The organism is Rhodococcoides corynebacterioides (assembly GCF_019834675.1).
In the GTDB taxonomy this organism is placed as follows: Bacteria; Actinomycetota; Actinomycetes; order Mycobacteriales; family Mycobacteriaceae; genus Rhodococcoides; species Rhodococcoides corynebacterioides_A.
Window position 1 is genome coordinate 25975 of record NZ_JABUBU010000023.1, and the last position, 18202, is coordinate 44176.

The following is an 18202-nucleotide window of genomic DNA, read 5'->3' on the forward strand; positions in this document are numbered from 1 at the left end:
GTGGGGTCGCCGGTTCGGGTGCTCGCCGCAGTGGCGACGCTCGTGCTGGCGGCGTCCTGCACACCCGGCGGCGAGGTACGGACACCGAGTTCGACCACCCTGTCACCGGCGGCCGCAGACCCCGGTGAGTTACTCGAACCGCCGGAGGACTTCGTCGGGTACGCCGCACTCGACGACCTGACCTCCACGGCGGTCACCGTCCGGTACCGCTCGACCTCCGCGCGTGACGGCTCGCCGACGGCCGTGACCGGAGTGGTATTCGTTCCCAACGGGACTCCGCCCGCCGGAGGGTGGCCGGTGGTCGCCGTCGGGCACGCCACGTCGGGGACGGCGAGTCGCTGCGCCCCGTCCACGCACACCGGCCTGCTGGGCTCGCTGCCGACGGTGCTGCCGTTCCTCGCGAACGGCTACCTCGTCACCATGACCGACTACGAGGGCCTCGGCACCTCCGACGAGCACCCCTACCTCGACGCCCGCACCGCCGGGTACAACGTGCTCGATTCGGTGCGCGCCGCCCGCGCCGTGAGCGGCGACGCCGGGGCGCGCTGGGTGGGATACGGAGTGTCCCAGGGCGGTCAGGCCGTCTGGGCCGCCAACGAGGCCGCGGCGAACTACGCCGGCGAACTCTCCTTGCTGGGCACCATCAGCGCGTCGCCGGCCACCGATCTGTCCCCGATCGTCGACGAGATGACGGCGGGCACGCTCACCGAGGAGCAGATCGTCGTCCTGCCGTCGCTGATTCGCGGACTGGAGGTGGTGCACCCCGACCTCGTCCGATCCGATTACCTCCGTGGGCAACTCGCGGATCGAGCCGACGTGTTCGCCGCGTGCGAGGGCGAGAACGCGGCCCTTCAGGCCGACATCGCCGCACGCACGACGCCGGCCGACTACGCGCCCGTCGACGACGCGGCGGCCGACCGCCTACGGGATTGGCTACGCCAGGCCCGAGTGCCGACGTCGGCCGCGTCGGCGCCGATGTTCGTAAGCTACGGCGAGGAGGATCGCCTGACGTTGCCGCAGTGGACCATCGACGCGGCCCGCGAGGCGTGCGAGCGGGGTTCGACGGTGTTGTTGCGGGGCGCACCAGGCCAGGGACACGGCATTCTCGACTTCGGGGCGGCCCCGGCCGAGTGGCTCCGGGACCGCTACGCCGGAGCGCCCGCGCCGTCGTCGTGCGCCGAGGTGCCCTGACTCGACTGTGTGATCACTCCCGCCACCGCCCCGATGGTGTCGCTACTCGCGCCACTGCCCCGATGGTGTCGCTACTCGCGCCACTGCCGCTCGAACGGCAGGCGCCAGGTGTGCGGGGCGACCAGACCATGAATCGCGTTGGGCCCCCAGGACCCCGGCTGATACGTGCGCACCGGCGGCGGGTTCTCCACCAGTGGCGCGGAGACCTCCCACAGCCGTTCGATGCCCTCGGCCGTGGTGAACAGCGTGTGGTCGCCGAGCATCGCGTCGAGGATCAACCGCTCGTAGGCCTCGAGCGCGTCGTCGGCGGACTCGGTGTCCTCGAGCGCGAACTGCATGCTGGCCTTGTCCAGGCGCATACCGGGGCCCGGACGTTTGCCGTAGAAGGACAGCGAGACCTTGGAATTGTCCGTCAGATCGAAGGTCAGATGATCCGGACCCTGAGCTCCCACACCGGAATTCGCCGGGAACATGGACTTGGGCGGTTCCCGGAACGCGATGGAGACGATGCGCTGGCCCTCCGCCAACCTCTTCCCGGTCCGTAGGTAGAACGGCACCCCGGCCCAACGCCAGTTGTCGATGTGCACCCGCAGCGCCACGAAGGTGTCGGTCTCCGAGTCCGGCGCCACGCCCTCCTCGTCGCGATACCCGGCGTACTGCCCCCGTACGACGTCGGTCGGCTCCACCGGCAGCATCGACCGGAAGACCTTGTTCTTCTCCTCGCGGATGGCGTCGGGTTCCAGGGCGGTGGGGGCCTCCATCGCCACGAACGCCAGGACCTGGAACAGGTGGGTGACCACCATGTCCTTGAACGCGCCGGTCGCCTCGTAGAACCCGATGCGGCCGTCGAGACCCAGCGTCTCGGGCACGTCGATCTGCACGTGTTGGATGAACGTGCGGTTCCAGATGGGTTCGAACAGGCCGTTGGCGAAGCGGAACGCCAGGATGTTCTGCGCCGGCTCCTTGCCCAGGAAGTGGTCGATGCGGAAGATCTGGTCCTCGGCGAAGGTCTCGTGCACCGCGGCGTTGAGCTCACGGGCGCTCGCGAGGTCGGTACCGAACGGCTTCTCCATCACGATGCGGGACCGCTCGACCAGCCGAGCCCGATCGAGCATCTCGACCACCGACAACGCGGCAGCCGGCGGAACCGACAGGTAGTGCAGTCGCTCCACCCGCGTCTCGCCGCTCCCGTCCCCACCGTCGGCGCGCAGCGCCTCCTCGGCCCGGTCGACCGCCGCGGCCAGGGCCTCCGGGCCGTCCTGCTGCGAGACGTAGGTGAGGCGTCCCTCGAACCGGTCCCATTCCTCCTGCGACGGCGACCGCGCCGAGAACGTCTCGACCGCCGTCTCGGCCATCGCCCGGAACTCCTCGTCGGTCATCGCCTCGAGCGAGGTGCCCACGATGCGCAGGCGGGGAGCCAGATCGGACAGAACCAGGTGCATCATGCCCGACAGCAGCTTGCGTTTGGCCAGGTCACCGGTGGCTCCGAACAGAACGACCACCTGCGGGCAGGGCGCGGACATCGGTGGATCGATCCTCGAGGGCGTCACCGCTCACATGGTTCCACAGACCCCGAGGCGTGGGCCGGTCGTCGGATCGTCACCCGGGGGTCCGCGAACGCTTTACACTGTACGAGTACCGATACGGGAAGGGCAGTCACAGAATCATGGCCGGGATGTTCACCCACCGGTCGCACCGCGCATGACGGTCGACGCAGCATGACGACCCGGGACGAGTTGTTCCCCGGCACCGATCCCACCTCGACCGCGCATCGCGAGTTCGACTGGTCCACCACCTCGCTCGGTCCCGTCGAGCACTGGCCTGCGGCCCTCGTCTCCGCCATCCGCACCGTGTTGCCCTCCGAGGTGGGGATGCTGCTCTGGTGGGGCGACGATCTGGTCCAGATCTTCAACCACGCCTACACCCCCATGGCCGGCGAGCTGTTCCCCAAGGCAGTCGGTCAACGGGCGGAGGACTGCTGGCACTTCGCGTGGGACGCCATCGGCCCCCTTGCGGACGAGGCGTTGCGCGGGACGGCCGTGCATCGACGTCGCGAGCTGTTCCTGCTCGACCGCTTCGGCTATCCCGAGGAAACGTATTTCACGTTCTCCTACAGCCCCATTCGCGGCGAGGGCGACACCGTGAACGGCGTCTTCGTGGCCACCTCGGACGTCACGCAGGAGGTGCTCACCGAGCGCCGCCTCGCGACGCTGCGGGACCTCGGCACCGTCTCCGTCACCGCGGCCGCCGGCGTCGACAGCGTCTGCCGCGCGGTGCTGTCGCGGCTGTCGGAGAACCGGGACGACGTCCCGTTCGCCGCCGCCTACCTGGTCGGCGACGACGGGTTGCGGGAGGTGGCGTCGTTCGACACCGCCGACGCGGTCCTGAGCACCACGGACCTCGGCGACGTTGCGTCCCGCGTCGCCGCGTCGGGGGTCGCCGAGACCGTCACGGTCGGTCCGACGTCGGCCCTGGTACAGCCGCTGCTGGCGTCGTCGGACGCGCCCACGGGCGTGCTCGTCACGGGAACCAGCGAACTGCGACGCGTCGACGACCACTACCGCGTCTTCCTCGAACTCGTGGCCGGGCGCATCACCACCGCGCTCACCGATGCCCACTCCTACGCGGCCGAGCGCCGCCGCGCCGCGCAGCTCGAGGAGCTGGACGCGGACAAGACCCGCTTCTTCGAGAACGTCAGCCACGAGTTCCGCACACCCCTGACCCTCCTGCTCGGGCCGCTCGATGCCGTGCTGTCCGAAGCGGCCGACCACCTCGACGACCGCCACGTCCAGGCTCTGCAGTCGGCCCGTCGGTCCGCCCTGCGCCTGCAGAAGCTCGTCGACACGCTGCTCGACGTCGCTCGCGCGGACGCCGGGGAACTGCGACCCCGCCCGGAACCGACGGATGCCGCCGCCCTGATTCGCGACGCCGTCAACCTGTTCCGAGACAGCACCGATCGCGCCGGGGTGGAGTTGACGATCGACAGCGACACCGGGGGCACCCTGCTGGATCTCGATCGCACGCTGTGGACCCACCTGGTGATGAACCTGGTGTCCAACGCCGTCAAGTTCACCACCCGGGGATCCATTCGCGTCACGCTGCGCGGCCCCGTCGCAGAGGTGGACGGGGCACGCCGCCTCGTCCTCGAGGTCGCCGACACCGGACCCGGCGTCCCCGAGGCGGACCGGGGGAAGATCTTCGAGCGCTTCTACCAGGTGGCCGGGGTGTCCGGCCGCAGTCGGGAAGGATCGGGTGTCGGGCTGTCCCTGGTGTCGGACATCGTCGCAGCCCTGGGCGGCACCGTCGAGGTCACCGACAATGCCCCGCACGGAACGGTGTTCACCGTCGTGGTTCCGACGACGACCGCCGACGCCGAACCGGACACGGTGGCGCCGACCGACCTGGTCACCGATCTCGGAGCGCGCTACGTCGGCGAGGCCGAGCAGTGGCGGCCCATCGACTCCGACGGGACCCGATCGACGCAGGCCCCGCCGACGGACGGGCAACGACGGGTCCTCCTGGTCGAGGACAACGCCGACATGCGCCGCTACGTCACCGGTCTGCTCGAGGACCAGGGCTGGCACGTCGCTGCGACCGACGAAGTCGACACCGCTCTCGCGACCGCGCGGGCGACTCCGCCCGACATCATCGTCAGCGACATCATGCTGCCGGGACGCAGCGGACTGTCGCTCGTGGACGAGGCACGCTCGGACGGGCGCTTGGTCCGCGTGCCGATCGTGCTCGTGAGCGCCCGCACCGGGTCCGCGCAGGTGATCGAGGGCCTGCGCATCGGGGCGGACGACTACGTGGTCAAGCCGTTCCAGCCGGCGGAGTTCGTGGCCCGGGTGCGCGTCCATCTGGAGCTGGCGCGACTGCGCGAGCAGTTGCTGGGCGACGCGCAGCGCGAGATCTCGTCCCTGCGGATCGCCTTGGACAGTCGCAGTGTGCTGAGCCAGGCGGTGGGCCTGATCATGGCGCAGGAGAACGTGGGTCCGGACCGCGCGTTCGAGATCATCGCCAAGCGCAGCCAGACCGACAACGTGAAGGCCCGCATCCTCGCCGCGCAGGTGGTGGACGACTTCGTGCGCGAGCTGGGCTGACCCCGGCAGGCCCGATGACCGACCGCAAACCCCACGACATCTCGATCGAGACCTGGGTCGACCGGCAGATCCGGTCGGCGCAGGAGGCGGGTGCGTTCGAGAATCTGCCGGGGGCGGGCAAGCCGATCCCCGCGTCGAGTACCGACGAGTTGGCCTGGGTGCGGGGATATCTCCGGCGGGAGAATCTGCCGTCCGACGCGCTGCTCCCCACCCCGCTGCGGCTGCGCAAGGAGATCGAGAACCTGCGGGACACGGTCGCGGGTCTGCGCACCGAGGACGCCGTGCGGGCCGAGGTGCGCGAGCTGAACCGGCGCATCATGGACTATCTGCGCATCCCCGTCGGGCCGGTGATCCCGGTGTCGCGGGTCGACGTCGACGCCGTTGTCGCGCAGTGGGTTCGAGACCGGGACGCGCTGGCCCGCGCTAGGGCGGAGGCGCGGCGCGTGCAGCCAGCACCCGCTCCGTCACCGGCTCGACGACGCGGGCTGCGATGGGGCCGACGACGGCCATGATCAACACGTAGGCGGTGGCGAGGGCGGCCAGATCGGGCGGGACCGCACCTGCCGCGACCGCGAGACCGGCGATGACGATGGAGAATTCGCCCCGCGCGATCAGGGCGGCTCCGGCGCGCATCCGGCCGAGCGGAGCGACGCCGAGACGGCCGGCGGCCCAGGCGCCGGTGATCATCTTGGTGACCGCGGTCAGCACGGCCAAGGCGGCCGCGTAACCCAGTACGGGTGGAATCGCGCGAGGGTCGGTGTTGAACCCGAACACCACGAAGAAGACGGCCGCGAACAGATCCCGCAGCGGTTCCAGGACGCGGGTCGCCGCCTGCGCGGTGGTGCCGGACACCGCGATGCCGAGCAGGAACGCCCCGACCGCGGCGGACACCTGCAGGGCGGACGCGAGTCCGGCGACGAGCAGCGCGGCCCCGAACACCTTCAGCAGCATCACTTCTCGGTCCGGGCCGGCGAGCAGCGCGGACACCACGCGCCCGTACCGCAGGGCCACGAGAAGCACCACGGAGACCACCAGCAAGGAGATCCCGACGGCCTCGGCACCTCCGAGGAGCGTCACGCCGCCGACGACGGCGGTGAGCACGGGGAGGTAGAGCGCCATGGTGAGGTCCTCGAAGACGAGGATCGACAGCACCACGGGCGTTTCCCGGTTTCCGAGGCGACCGAGGTCGGTGAGCACCTTCGCGACGATGCCCGACGACGAGATGTACGTGACGCCCGCGAGCACCAGGGCGCCGACCGGACCCCACCCGAGCATCAGGGCCACCACCGCGCCGGGGCCCGCGTTGAGGACGATGTCCACCACGCCCGCGATCCACGAGCGGCGCAGACCCGTCACCAGTTCCGCCGCCGTGTACTCGAGACCGAGGAGCAGGAGCAGCAGGACCACGCCGATCTCGCTGGCGAGTTCGGTGAACTCGTCGATGCCGTCGAGGTCGATCAAGCCGCCCTCGCCGAAGAACAGGCCCGCCACCAGATAGAACGGGATCGGCGAGAGGCCGATGCGCGAGGCCAGACGGGCGAGCAGGCCGAGCGCGAAGAAGACCGCCCCGAGCTCGGTGAGCCCCAGCGCGGTCTCCCCCACGGTCAGCAGCCGAGAATCTTGGCGGCGTGATCGAGCCCGTCGGTGGTGCCGACGGCCACCAGCAGGTCACCGGCGACCAGGGTGAAGTCCGGAGCGGGCGACGGCTGCACCTGCCCGGCCCGCATGACCGCCACCACCGACACCCCCGTGCGGGTGCGCATCGCCGTGTCCCCCAGGGTTCGGCCGTCGAACCGCGAACCCTCCTGCACGGGAAGCTGCCGCGTCCGGATGCCGGGGAGCTCGCGGTGTTCCTCGCCGAGCTGTGCCACGAGCTGCGGCGCACCGAGCAGGTTGCCCAGTGCCGCCGCCTCCTCGTTGCTCAGAGTGATCGACGCCTGCGTGGTGTCCGGATCGTCGCGCTTGGACACGATCAGCTCGTTGGTGCCGTCCTTGCGGGTGATCACCCCGATGCGCCGACCACCGGCCAGCGCGAAGTCCTTCCGCACTCCGATCCCGGGCAGCAGGGTGACGTCGACGTTCATGCGGCGATGCTAGCCCTCACCGCGGCGCCGTCAGCGTGGATCGACCGGCCTCACCGCGGATCGACCAGCCCCAGCCGAACAGCCTTGACCAGCCGTCGGGGAACGCGGTGGGTCACCCCGTCGACCGTCACGGTCACCAGGTCGGGCGGCGTCGCCTTCCACTGGGCGCGTCGGCTGCGGGTGTTGGACCGCGACATCTTCCGCTTCGGAACGGCCATGGCTCAGCGCCGCTTTCCGTAGCGCCGCTCGAACTTCTCCACGCGGCCCTGGGTGTCCATGACACGAGCGGCGCCCGTCCAGAACGGGTGCGACTCGTTGGTGACGTCGACGACCACCAGCGGGTAGGTGCGGCCGTCGGTGTACTCGACGGTGCGGTCGCTGGTCACGGTGGACCGAGTGAGGAACATCGAGCCGGTGCCCGAGTCCTGGAAGACCACCGGGTGGTAGTCGGGGTGGATGCCGTTCTTCATTCGCGTGCCTTTCCGGTGTTGCGCGGGAGGGTGGATTCGGTGGTGCTCGTGCGGGAGTCGTCTGTCTCGCACGGGTCCTCGTGGTACTGGCCGAACGGGTCGTCCCGGGTGGTCCAACTCTCCGGATCGGCCAGTTCGACATCGGTGAGCAGCGCGTCGGTGAGGACGCGATGCACGTGCTCGGGGTCGGCGCCGGCGAGCAGCACGACGAGCGATTGGGCGCGGTCGCCGTACTCGTCGTCCCACCCCAGCGCGGCCATCGCCCGGCGGGCGACCGACACGTCGTCGTACTCGGTAGGGTCCATCGCTGCGAGCCACCGCCCGGCGGCGGCGATGCGGAGACCGCCGCCGGCGGACTCGAGCCAGAGCACCGCGTCGGGCTGCGTGGCCACCCAGAGTCGGCCGCGGGCGTGGACGACGTCGTCGAGCAGGACGTCGACCGCCTCGTGGAGTCGGCCCGGATGGAACGGACGGCGGTCGGCGATCTCGAGCAACTGCACTCCGCAGTCCTCGGTGAGCGGCGGGGCGCCGTCGAGCAGCGGGGCGTGCGCGTCGTCCACCGCACCGCGACGCGACGACGCCGGCACCGCGGAGAGCAGGTCGGCGGGCGTCTCGTTCGGGACGATCCACCTGGTGGCCGCCCGCGGCGCGAGGCGGGCGAGGACGGCGGTGAGCCGGGCCGCGGTCCAGCGATCCGGCGCGGTGTCGGCGACCACCAGCACGTCGGCGTGACGCGCGTTGCCCACGGTCACCTGCGCGACGGTGCGGTCGTCGTACGCCGACATCGGCTCGTCGCCGGTCGCGTCACCGAGGAACGACGCCGCGTCGACGCAGCCGATCACGGCCTCGATCCGGACGTCGTGACCCGCGGGGGCGTCCACCCGGCCGACCATGCCCGTGACGACGGTGTTCTCGATCGCCCAGCACAACGCCTCCGCTTCCAACAGAGGGTCGAGGCGCACGACGATGCGGCGCACCGCGGCGTCGTCGGCGAGCGTGCGCAGCAGCGGCAGCAGGTCCATGCGCAGCATGCAGTCGACGCAGCAGCCCGCGACGCCGAGGGCGACGTCGCGCACGCGGGCGTCCCCGTCGGCGTCGACGCGCGTGGTGCGTCGGGTGACGACGCCGGCCTCGACGCCGCTCAGGTCGTGGTGGACGACGGCGGTGCCGGGCTCGGCGAGGGACGTGGTCACGGCCTCGAGCGGCCCGCGCGGTCCGCAGACCAGCACGAGCGGGGTGCGATCGACCGTCATGGCATCCTTTCGACAACGATTGTCATTACCGGCGGTTCAGCGTACAGTCCAGAGACCGAAACGACAATCGTTGTCGACAAAGGAGGCTCGATCATGTCCGCGCACTGCGACGTCACCGGACGCGCACCCGGCTTCGGGAAGTCGGTGTCGCATTCGCACCACCGCACCTCACGACGCTGGAACCCCAATATCCAGAAGAAGACGTACTTCGTCCCCAGCCTCGGCCGCCGCGTCACCCTCACCGTGTCCGCCAAGGGCATCAAGACCATCGACCGCGACGGCATCGACGCCGTGATCGCTCGGCTGCGCGCCGACGGACGGAAGGTCTGAGATGGCGAAGAGCACCGACATCCGGCCCATCGTGAAACTGAAGTCCACCGCCGGGACCGGCTACACCTACGTCACCCGCAAGAACCGACGCAACGACCCCGATCGGTTGGTGCTGAAGAAGTACGACCCCGTCGTGCGTCGGCACGTCCGTTTCCGCGAGGAGCGCTGATGGCCAAGAAATCCAAGATCGCCCGCAACGCCCAGCGCAGCGTCGTCGTCGAGCGGTGGGCCGAGCGTCGTCGCGAACTCAAGGAGACCATCCGGCGCCCCTCCACCTCGGACGCGGACCGCACCGCCGCCCTCGCCGCCCTGCAGCGTCTGCCGCGTGACGCGAGTCCGGTACGATTGCGCCGACGCGACGCTGTGGACGGACGCCCCCGCGGGCATCTTCGCCGGTTCGGATTGTCCCGCATCCGCGTACGCGAGATGGCACACCGTGGAGAACTCCCCGGCGTCCACAAGAGCAGCTGGTGACAGCGCAAGCACCGACACGAGCCGGGAAGTAGGAGCACCACATGGCAGTCAAGCGAGGCCCGTCCAAGAAGGACCGCGCCGAGGCGAACCGCAAGCCCAAGAAGAACCCGCTCATCGCCGCGGGCATCACCGAGGTCGACTACAAGGACGTGAACCTGCTCCGTCAGTTCATCTCCGACCGCGGCAAGATCCGCAGCCGCCGCGTCACCGGCCTCACCCCGCAGCAGCAGCGGCAGGTGGCCACCGCCGTGCGCAACGCCCGCGAGATGGCGCTGCTGCCGTTCACCACTCGGTGACACCGACGACGTAGGAGGGTGTGGCCGGCGACGTGTCGGGAGTAGTCGCCGGGTTCACCGTTATCTTCGTGGTCATCGCCGTGGGCTACGTCGTGGCCCGCACCGGGGTGCTCGGCGCCCACGGCGAGTTCGTCCTCGGCCGCACCGTCTTCTTCGTCGCCACCCCGGCGCTGCTGTTCGACACCCTCTCCACGTCCGACCTGTCGGTGGTCTTCTCGTCCACCCTGGCCATCACCGCGGTCAGCGCGTCGGCGATCGGCGTCCTCGCCTTTGTCGTTGCACTCCTGCGGCGACGCCCGGCACCCGAGGCCACGGTCGCCGCCCTCTCCGCGTGCTACGTCAATGCGGCCAATCTCGGCATCCCCATCGCGGTCTTCGTCCTCGGTGACGCATCCTTCGTCGCCCCGTTGCTGCTCTTCCAGATCATGGTGCTTTCCCCCGTCGCACTCGGCATCCTCGACGTCACGACGTCACCCGGGCGCGCCTCGGCCCTGTCGATCGTCGCCGCGCCGTTCACCAACCCCATCGTGCTCGCCGGGCTCGCCGGCCTCGCCCTCGCCGTCACCGGTGTCACCCTGCCCGCGCCGGTCGCGGAACCGTTCGCCCTTCTCGGCGCCGTCAGCGTCCCCGGCGCACTCCTGGCGTTCGGCATGTCGCTGCGCGGCGCACGCGTACTCCAGCGCGGCGGAGACACCCCCCGATCGGACGTCCTGATAGCAGCCGGACTCAAGACCGTCGCCCTGCCCGTCCTCACCTACGTCCTGGCACGGTGGGTGTGGGGAGTCGACGGCGAGCAACTCTTCGCCGTCGTCGTCATCGCCTCGCTCCCGACGGCGCAGAACGTGTTCGTCTACGCCTCCCGCTACGGCCGCGGCGTCGTCCTCGCCCGCGACACCGGCTTCGTCACCACCGTGCTCGCCATCCCCCTCATCGCCACCGTGGCCGCGCTGCTCGCCTAGGGGCGCGAAAAACTTTCGCTACGGTGGAGGTCATGAAGGCGCTCGCGGTCGGACTACTGCTCTGTCTGGCGCTCGCCGCCTGCAGTTCCGGCTCCGCCGAACCCGCCGACCCCGACGGCGCAGGAGCGAGCCCCACCGACATGGTGCCGGTGCCCGGCGCCCCGCCCGTGCCGCACGAGGTACCGATCGACCAGTCCGGCACCGCGTTTCGCCCCGAGCCCGCCCTCGTGATGGCGCAGTCGACACCGTTCGAGGCCTGGACTCCGCTGTCCGGCAACCGCATCGCGGTGCACTTCGTCACCGGCTCCCCCGAGTGCTACGGCGCCGACGCGACCGTCGCCGAGACCGACCGCGACGTGACGATCACCGTCCGCACCGGTCGCCTCGCGTCCGCGCAGGACAAGTCCTGCATCATGATCGCCGTCGTCGGCACCATGGAGCTCGACCTCTCCGCCCCGGTGGGCGACCGCACCGTCCGGAACGGAACCTGACCTACCGCCGCTTCCGCGACGACAGGTAGTCGCTGACCACCGCGGCGCCCAGCCCGTCGAGGTCCGGGGCGATCACCCGGCCTCCCACGCGGTGGGCCATGCGGTCCACCACACGAGCCAACCCCGGATCGTCCCCGAGCCGGAAGATGGTGACCTGCGCGCCGATTCGGGCCACGGTGTCGAGTTCGCGCACCGTCAACCCCAGCGTGCGCGCACTCGGCGGGTAGTCGAACACGGCGTTGCCGTCCGATTCCAGATGCGCCGTCGGTTCGCCGTCGGTCACGATCAGCACCACCGGCTGCGCGTTGGGGTGCCGGCGGAGGTGGCGCACCGCGAGCATCAACGCGTGATGCAGGTTGGTGCCCTGGTCCCAGGCGCCGTCGAGCCCCGCCAGTTCCGACGGGGTCAGCGTCTGTGCGTGCCGACCGAATCCGATCATCGTCAGCGCGTCGCCCCGGAACCTGGTGGACACCAGATGGTTCAGGGCCAGGGCCGTCTGCTTCATCGGCACCCACCGCCCCTCCATGACCATGGAGAACGAGGTGTCGACCAGCAGCGCGACCGCGGCCTGCGACCGTTGCTCGGTCTCGGTGATCTCGACGTCGGTGACCGCCAGACGCACTCCGACCGCTCCCGTTTCGGACCGCGGTTCCGCCGCGGTCCGCAGGACCGCGTTGGTCACCGTTCGCACCACCTCCCAGGGTTCGGTGTCGCCGAACTCCCACGCGCGGGACGCGCCCGTGGGCTCGCCCATCGCACCCGCCCGCCGGGTGTCGCGCTCACCGCGTCGCGACGCGAGGGACCCGGCCACGTCGCGCAGCGCGGCCTGACCCAACTGCCGCATGGCTTTCGGGGACAGGCGCCATTGACCGTCTGCACCCTTGTCGAGGAATCCTTCCTGCTGCAGCGCCTTCTCCAGGTCGGCCAGCATGCGCGCGTCGGCGGCCGCCTCGGGCCCGAGTTGCCGCAGGAGCGCGTCGGCGTCGATGTCGTCCAACGCCGCGCCGTTGTACTGCTGGGAGAGTTGGTCTCCCAGTTCCTCGAGCTCGGCGATGTCCTGCAGCATGCCGGTCCCGTCGCCGAGCCCCATGCCCTGCTGCCCCCTGAAGTTCTGCGACCCGTCCCAGTCCTCACCGGGCCTGGCGGACTGCAGATTCGCGTCCAGTCGAGCGAGCTGGTCCATCAGGTCCGGACTGCCGAAGGCCTGCTGCGCCAACGCATCCAGCTCGGCACGCTGATCCGCCGAGAGGGAATTGCGCAGCCGCTGCGCCGCCGCCGACCGCTGGGCCAGAGCGTCGATCAGCTCGTCCACGCTCTGCGGGTTCTCCGGGAAGAACTCGCCGTGCTCGGCCATGAAGTCCCGGAACTGCTGGTCGGTGTCCTCCCCGCGCGCGTGGGCGTCGAGCAGATCGTTGAGGTCCGAGAGCATCTGCTGCACCCGGGCACGGTCCTCCTCCGAGGCGCCCTCGAGCGCCTGCTTCATGCCCTGGAAGCGTTGGTCGAGCACCTCGCGGCCGAGCAGGTCCTTGATCTTCTCGTAGTTCTCGCGCGCTTCGGAGCTGCGCCAGTCGTAGTCGGTGAGCTCCTGCACGGCCTGCGCGGTCGACGGCGGCAACTCGGCGAGCTGCATCTCCGCGAATCGGGCGTCATCGTCCAACGCCCTCGCCAACGCCTTGCGCTCCTCGAGCACCGCCTTGTCGAGCAGCTCGCGGACCTCCTGGAGGGTGCCGTCGAGGTTGCGGTTCTTCAACAGTTCCCGGCGCTTCCGGTTCGCGCGTGCCGCGAGATCGTCGAGCCCCCGCATCGATCGTGTTCCGCGGCGGAGCATCTCCTGCAGAGCCCGCCGCGGCGACGAGCCCTCGAGCACATCGCGGCCGATGGTCTCGAGCGCTTCGCGCAGATCCACCGGCGGCGCAAGAGGATCCGGACCGTCGACGTACGGGCCGTAGCGGGTCGATCGGGTCGGCCTGTCGGGTGAGCGCGCCATCAGCTGTACACCGTCTGCCCGTCGTCGGCGGTGTCCTTGCCGATACGCCGCGCGAGATACAGGCCCTCCAGGGCCAATTCGAGGGCGGACGCCCGCTCTCCCACCGAGGTCGCGCCGAGCCGCCGGGCGACCTCGTCGACCACCGAGAGGTCGGGAAGCGCGTCGAGCAGCGCCTTCGCCGTCACCCGGGCACCGGTGACCACGGGCTCGCCCTGGTCGATCGCGTTCACCAGCGGGCCGAGATCGATGCCACCCAACGCATCTCGCGCGGTGTCGGCTGTGGCGCGACGCAGCAGGTGAGTCAGCACCTCGATCTCGCGGCCCTCCTCGCCCGACTCGAACTCCACCTTGCCGCGCAGCACGTCGACCACCGTCGTCGTGTCGACGGGACGGGCGACGGGATCGTCCTCGCCCAGCACCGCGGCACGGTGGACCGCGGCGGCGCCCACCGTTTCCGCCGCGGCGACCGCGAAGCGCGCCGAGACGCCGGAACGCTGGTCCACCGAGGGAGACTCACGGAGCAGCCGGGTGAAACGGGCCAGCACCTCGAGGACGTGCGGAGGCACGTCGGCGGACAGGTCGGCCTCCTGCTCGATCACCGAGATCTCGTCGGTGAGCAGCAGCGGGTAATGCGTCCTGATCTCGGCGCCGAAGCGGTCCTTCAGCGGGGTGATGATGCGGCCGCGGTTGGTGTAGTCCTCGGGGTTGGCGCTGGCCACCAACAGCACGTCGAGCGGCAGGCGCACGGTGTAGCCGCGGATCTGGATGTCCCGCTCCTCCATGACGTTGAGGAGCGACACCTGGATGCGCTCGGCGAGGTCCGGGAGTTCGTTGATGGCGACGATGCCGCGGTGCGTGCGCGGCACCAGGCCGTAGTGGATGGTCTCGGGGTCCCCGAGGCTGCGGCCCTCCGCCACCTTGACGGGATCCACGTCACCGACGAGGTCGGCGACGGAGGTGTCCGGCGTCGCCAGCTTCTCGGAGTACCGCTCGCTGCGATGGCGCCAGGCGACCGGCAGGTCGTCACCGAGTTCCGCGGCCCGACGGAGGGACGTCGGGGTGATCGGCTCGTAGGGATGCTCGCCGAGTTCGGAACCGTCGATGACGGGCGTCCACTCGTCGAGCAGGGTCAGGAGGGTGCGGAGCAGTCGGGTCTTGCCCTGGCCGCGTTCGCCGAGCAGCACGACGTCGTGCTGGGCGAGCAGGGCACGTTCGAGTTGCGGGAGGACGGTGTCCTCGAAGCCCAGGATGCCGGGCCAGGCGTCGCGCCCGTCCCGGAGGGCGGCGAGCAAGTTCTCACGAAGTTCGGTCTTCACGGATTTCTGGACGTGGCCCGACGCGCGGAGTTCACCGAGTGTGGTCGGACGGTCGATGCTCGAGGTCACTTCTCCAACGTACGAGCCCCGCGGCGATCCGGCACGCCCCGTCAGTGACCGGTCTGATCCAACAGGTCCTTGCCCTCGGCGTTCTTGACCCGCTTGCGCTCGAGCAGAACCAGCGCGAGGCCGGCCGCCCACAGCACGACGGTGGCGGGGAAGAGGATCATCGCCCAGCCCTCGAAGCCGTAGCCGGCCGCCACCAGAGCGGACCCCAGCGCCCCCAGACCGAGAGCGATGAGGAAGTAGCCGGGCCAGTTGCGCGCGTCGGCGATCGCTTCGCCGGCGTGCGCGCGCATGGTTCGCTCGTCGTCGCGCGGCTCGCGGTCCTCGCTTCCCTCGGCTTCGCCGTCGGGCGCCACTCGGTCCGGAGTCATGCGCCGCGTCTACCCTGCGAAAAACCCGACCAAACCCCCCGGAGCGGATCTTCGGTAGCGTCGTTCGACGTGACGAGCACCAGTGCCTACGACTTCACCGCCACCACCATCGACGGCGAGCCCGTCGACCTCGCGGACTACCGCGGGAAGCCGATGCTGATCGTGAACACCGCCTCCCAGTGCGGGTTCACGCCGCAGTACGAAGGTCTCGAAGCCCTGCACCGCACCTACGGTCCCCGTGGACTCGTGGTGCTCGGCTTTCCGTGCGACCAGTTCGGCCACCAGGAGCCGGGCGACGCCGACGAGATCAAGAACTTCTGTTCGTTGCGCTACGACGTCACCTTCCCCCTGCACGAGAAGATCGACGTGAACGGCGACGAGGCCCACCCGTTGTATCAGTGGCTGCGGCAGCAGAAGTCCGGCGTGCTGGGCAACCGCATCAAGTGGAACTTCACCAAGTTCCTGGTGGACGCCGACGGGCAGGTGGTGGACCGCTTCGGACCCACCACCAAGCCCGAGAAGCTCGCCGACCCGATCGAGAAGGTGCTGACGGACCGCGCATGACGGCACCCGATCCGACGATGGAGGCGATCACCGCGGCCGTGATGCGCGGCCGCGGTGGCGATGTCGCCGGGGCGCGGTCCGACCTCGAGGCCCTCTGGTCCGAGATCGGGGTGCGCGGCGACGAGTTCCATCGCTGCACGCTGGCGCACTACCTCGCCGATCTGTACGACGACGCCGCCGTCGCGCTGATCTGGGATGTTCGCGCTCTCGACGCGGCCGATGCCCTCGACGACGACCGGGCGCAGCAGCACCACGCGAGCCTGCAGGTCGCGGCGTTCTACCCGAGCCTGCATCTGAACCTTGCCGACAACCTCCGGCGGTTGGGGTCCTTTCCGGCCGCCGCCGACCACCTCGATCGCGCCGAGGAGCGTCTGTCGGCACTACCCGACGACGCGTACGGCGAGATGATCCGCTCGGCCCTCACCGAGCTGCGCCAGGCGGTGGCTGAGCACCGCACGGAGCGCCTGTCGAGCGGGCCCGATTCCTGATACTCGGTTCCTGATTCCGTCCCGGTTTGCGGTCGGTTTGCTGGATCGTGTCGGTGGGGGTCGATACAATCGAACACATGAGCGATCGGGGGGTCGGAGCGGCGGGGGATGCGCAGGTCGGCGGTGTGCCGTGGTCCTCGCGCGACCTCACTGCGACCGGTCTGCCCGCCTCGTTCGATCTCCCCGTCGGTGGGCACCTCGACGCCCTGGCCGACCTCAGTGCGGGGACGGCGTACCTCGAGTGGCGCCGCTACCAGCACGCCGCCGCCCTGCACACCGAACTGGTCGTCCCGGAGGAGGGTAGCGACGAGCGAGCGGTGGATGCGTTCGCTCAGTGCGCCGCCCGCGTCGCCACCTCATTGTCGGTGTCGCAGTACGTCGCCGAACGCCTCCTCGACGACGCCGTCGCCCTGCGTGACCGCCTGCCGCGGGTGGCGGAATGCCTGCGCGACGGGGTGGTCTCCGCCAACTTCATCCGCACCATCGTCTCGCGCACCGAACTGATCCACGGTCGCCCGTATCAGGGGTTGGTGGACGCCGACATCGCCGCCGCCCTGCGAAAACCGGGGACGTGGTCGACAGCCCGAGTGCGGGATCTGTGCGATCAGATGGTCTACCGCCGCGACCCCGACGCCGTCCGCGAACGCCGAGACGACGCACTGAAGGGGCGGTGCTTCTTCACCGAGGCCGGACTCGACGGCATGGCGACGGTGGGGGCGACGATGTCCGCCGAACACGCCGCGATCGTCGCCCGCGTCGTCGAACGCCTCGCCGCACAGGTCTGCAAGCACGACAGTCGCACCAAGACCGCGCGGGCATCGGATGCGCTGTTCGCGTTGGTCAAGCACGCCCCGTTCGGCTGCGACTGCGCACGCCCGGAGTGCGCCTTCACCGTGGTCGATGCGGACGAGGTCGCGGCCAACGCAGCACGGATCGTCATTCACGTCGTCACCGACACCACCACCCTCGCCGGACCCGTACCCGCAACCACTTCAGCGACCACCGCCGCTGCGACCACCTCCGCCGACGCTGCGGTCAGCGAGCCCGGGCAGCCGGCAGCGCACGCACGGACTCAAGACGCGGATACGACCGCGGTCGCGGCTCCGGCAGACCAGGTCCTCGCCGACGAGGTCTCACTCGATGAGGTCGCGCCCGAGAAGACCCCGGTCGAGGAGGTCGTGGTCGAGGAGGTCGTGGTCGAGGAGCTCGCGGCCAATGAGACTCCGGCCGATGCCGTTGCGGCCGATGGCGTTGCCGCGGAGGCGGTCTCGACCGAGGACGTCGCAGCCGAGGGAGTTGGTGCGGACGCGGTCGCTACCGACGAGGTCGCGGCTGAGGACGTTGCGGCCGAATCGGCGACGGATGCGGTTGCGGTCGAGGCGGCAGCTGCGGCCGATGCCGTTGCGGTCGAGGCTCCGCGCGTCGACCCCGAGCTGGTCGACGGTGTCGGCTACATCGCCGGACTCGGCATCGTCTCCGGCGCCCACCTCCGCGACCTCGCCGCCGACCCCGCCACCCTCATCCGACCCCTCGGCGACGGCACCGATACCCCGCTTCCGGCGACGCAACCGGCGGACCCCTACCGGCCGTCCGCGGCCCTGGACACCTACATCCGTGCTCGCGACCGGTACTGCACCTGGCCCGGCTGCAACCGAGCCGCCTGGGACGGCGACCTCGACCACATCACCGAATACGACCACCGCAACCCGGAGCGGGGAGGTCAGACCACGGCCTGCGGGCTCGGCGCCAAATGCCGCTTCCA

Annotated in this window: 21 protein-coding genes; 12 read left to right on the forward strand and 9 right to left on the reverse strand. The window is 70.3% G+C overall.

Annotation, left to right across the window (positions count from 1 at the left end; translation table 11 throughout):
* Positions 1–1191, forward strand: a complete 1191-nt coding sequence (locus HQ603_RS16420) for a lipase family protein (RefSeq protein ID WP_222685845.1) — start codon at positions 1–3, stop codon at positions 1189–1191.
* Positions 1192–1262: 71 nt separating this feature from the next.
* Here HQ603_RS16420 and zwf read toward each other — a convergent pair whose 3' ends face one another.
* A complete protein-coding gene (gene zwf / locus HQ603_RS16425) occupies positions 1263–2714 on the reverse strand; it encodes a glucose-6-phosphate dehydrogenase (protein ID WP_222685846.1) in 1452 nt (483 codons plus the stop codon).
* 195 nt (positions 2715–2909) lie between these two features.
* On the opposite strand from zwf, the gene HQ603_RS16430 reads away from it, so the two are divergent.
* Together HQ603_RS16430 and HQ603_RS16435 are read left to right on the forward strand one after the other, a co-directional pair.
* On the forward strand, positions 2910–5291 hold the full coding sequence (locus HQ603_RS16430) for an ATP-binding protein (protein ID WP_222685847.1): 2382 nt from the start codon (positions 2910–2912) through the stop codon (positions 5289–5291).
* A 14-nt stretch (positions 5292–5305) separates the two neighbouring features.
* Entirely contained in the window at positions 5306–5803 is a 498-nt protein-coding gene (locus HQ603_RS16435; protein ID WP_222685848.1) for a J-domain-containing protein, read from the forward strand.
* On the opposite strand, the gene HQ603_RS16440 is transcribed toward HQ603_RS16435, so the two are convergent.
* The 5 genes from HQ603_RS16440 to mrf are packed head-to-tail and all read right to left on the reverse strand — an operon-like array spanning position 5715 to position 9098.
* Complete coding sequence (locus HQ603_RS16440) at positions 5715–6893, reverse strand: cation:proton antiporter (protein WP_222685849.1); 1179 nt, start codon at positions 6891–6893, stop codon at positions 5715–5717. The two genes, HQ603_RS16435 and HQ603_RS16440, sit on opposite strands and share 89 nt — an antisense overlap.
* Before the next feature lie 2 nt (positions 6894–6895).
* A complete protein-coding gene (locus HQ603_RS16445) occupies positions 6896–7375 on the reverse strand; it encodes a cation:proton antiporter regulatory subunit (protein WP_068147376.1) in 480 nt (159 codons plus the stop codon).
* Between the two features lie 50 nt (positions 7376–7425).
* The gene (rpmF, locus tag HQ603_RS16450; RefSeq protein ID WP_068102716.1) at positions 7426–7593 is read right to left on the reverse strand and encodes a 50S ribosomal protein L32; all 168 of its coding nucleotides are present in this window, start codon (positions 7591–7593) and stop codon (positions 7426–7428) included.
* Between the two features lie 3 nt (positions 7594–7596).
* A complete protein-coding gene (locus HQ603_RS16455; RefSeq protein ID WP_068147374.1) occupies positions 7597–7845 on the reverse strand; it encodes a type B 50S ribosomal protein L31 in 249 nt (82 codons plus the stop codon).
* Positions 7842–9098, reverse strand: a complete 1257-nt coding sequence (gene mrf, locus HQ603_RS16460; RefSeq protein ID WP_222685850.1) for a ribosome hibernation factor-recruiting GTPase MRF — start codon at positions 9096–9098, stop codon at positions 7842–7844. The genes HQ603_RS16455 and mrf overlap by 4 nt, the downstream gene beginning before the upstream one ends.
* Positions 9099–9191: 93 nt before the next feature.
* On the opposite strand from mrf, the gene rpmB reads away from it, so the two are divergent.
* The 6 genes from rpmB to HQ603_RS16490 are packed head-to-tail and all read left to right on the forward strand — an operon-like array spanning position 9192 to position 11648.
* A complete protein-coding gene (gene rpmB, locus HQ603_RS16465) occupies positions 9192–9428 on the forward strand; it encodes a 50S ribosomal protein L28 (protein ID WP_068102722.1) in 237 nt (78 codons plus the stop codon).
* 1 nt (position 9429) lies between these two features.
* Positions 9430–9597 carry a 50S ribosomal protein L33 gene (gene rpmG / locus HQ603_RS16470; protein ID WP_222685851.1) on the forward strand — a complete coding sequence of 56 codons (168 nt, stop codon included), beginning with the start codon at positions 9430–9432 and terminating at the stop codon, positions 9595–9597.
* The gene (rpsN, locus tag HQ603_RS16475; RefSeq protein WP_222685852.1) at positions 9597–9902 is read left to right on the forward strand and encodes a 30S ribosomal protein S14; all 306 of its coding nucleotides are present in this window, start codon (positions 9597–9599) and stop codon (positions 9900–9902) included. The genes rpmG and rpsN overlap by 1 nt, the downstream gene beginning before the upstream one ends.
* Positions 9903–9943: 41 nt before the next feature.
* Positions 9944–10198 (forward strand): 30S ribosomal protein S18, encoded by a 255-nt coding sequence (gene rpsR / locus HQ603_RS16480; RefSeq protein WP_068102727.1) that lies wholly within the window; start codon positions 9944–9946, stop codon positions 10196–10198.
* A 32-nt stretch (positions 10199–10230) separates the two neighbouring features.
* Positions 10231–11157 carry an AEC family transporter gene (locus HQ603_RS16485; RefSeq protein WP_214504125.1) on the forward strand — a complete coding sequence of 309 codons (927 nt, stop codon included), beginning with the start codon at positions 10231–10233 and terminating at the stop codon, positions 11155–11157.
* 32 nt (positions 11158–11189) lie between these two features.
* Entirely contained in the window at positions 11190–11648 is a 459-nt protein-coding gene (locus HQ603_RS16490) for a hypothetical protein (protein WP_222685853.1), read from the forward strand.
* Between the two features lies 1 nt (position 11649).
* Here the strand turns inward: HQ603_RS16490 and HQ603_RS16495 are convergent, their stop codons facing one another.
* The 3 genes from HQ603_RS16495 to HQ603_RS16505 are packed head-to-tail and all read right to left on the reverse strand — an operon-like array spanning position 11650 to position 15388.
* Positions 11650–13635, reverse strand: coding sequence for a vWA domain-containing protein (locus HQ603_RS16495; protein WP_222685854.1), 1986 nt, complete (start codon positions 13633–13635; stop codon positions 11650–11652).
* Positions 13635–15020 (reverse strand): sigma 54-interacting transcriptional regulator, encoded by a 1386-nt coding sequence (locus HQ603_RS16500; protein ID WP_222685855.1) that lies wholly within the window; start codon positions 15018–15020, stop codon positions 13635–13637. The genes HQ603_RS16495 and HQ603_RS16500 overlap by 1 nt, the downstream gene beginning before the upstream one ends.
* A 41-nt stretch (positions 15021–15061) precedes the next feature.
* Complete coding sequence (locus HQ603_RS16505; RefSeq protein WP_222685856.1) at positions 15062–15388, reverse strand: hypothetical protein; 327 nt, start codon at positions 15386–15388, stop codon at positions 15062–15064.
* Positions 15389–15457: 69 nt separating this feature from the next.
* Between HQ603_RS16505 and HQ603_RS16510 the strand changes: the two genes are divergently transcribed.
* The 3 genes from HQ603_RS16510 to HQ603_RS16520 all read left to right on the forward strand — a co-directional run.
* A complete protein-coding gene (locus tag HQ603_RS16510) occupies positions 15458–15952 on the forward strand; it encodes a glutathione peroxidase (protein ID WP_222685857.1) in 495 nt (164 codons plus the stop codon).
* Positions 15949–16440, forward strand: coding sequence for a hypothetical protein (locus HQ603_RS16515; RefSeq protein ID WP_222685858.1), 492 nt, complete (start codon positions 15949–15951; stop codon positions 16438–16440). The genes HQ603_RS16510 and HQ603_RS16515 overlap by 4 nt, the downstream gene beginning before the upstream one ends.
* Before the next feature lie 77 nt (positions 16441–16517).
* Positions 16518–18202, forward strand: a 1685-nt coding sequence (locus tag HQ603_RS16520) for a DUF222 domain-containing protein (protein WP_222685859.1), incomplete at its 3' end; no start/stop codon positions are given.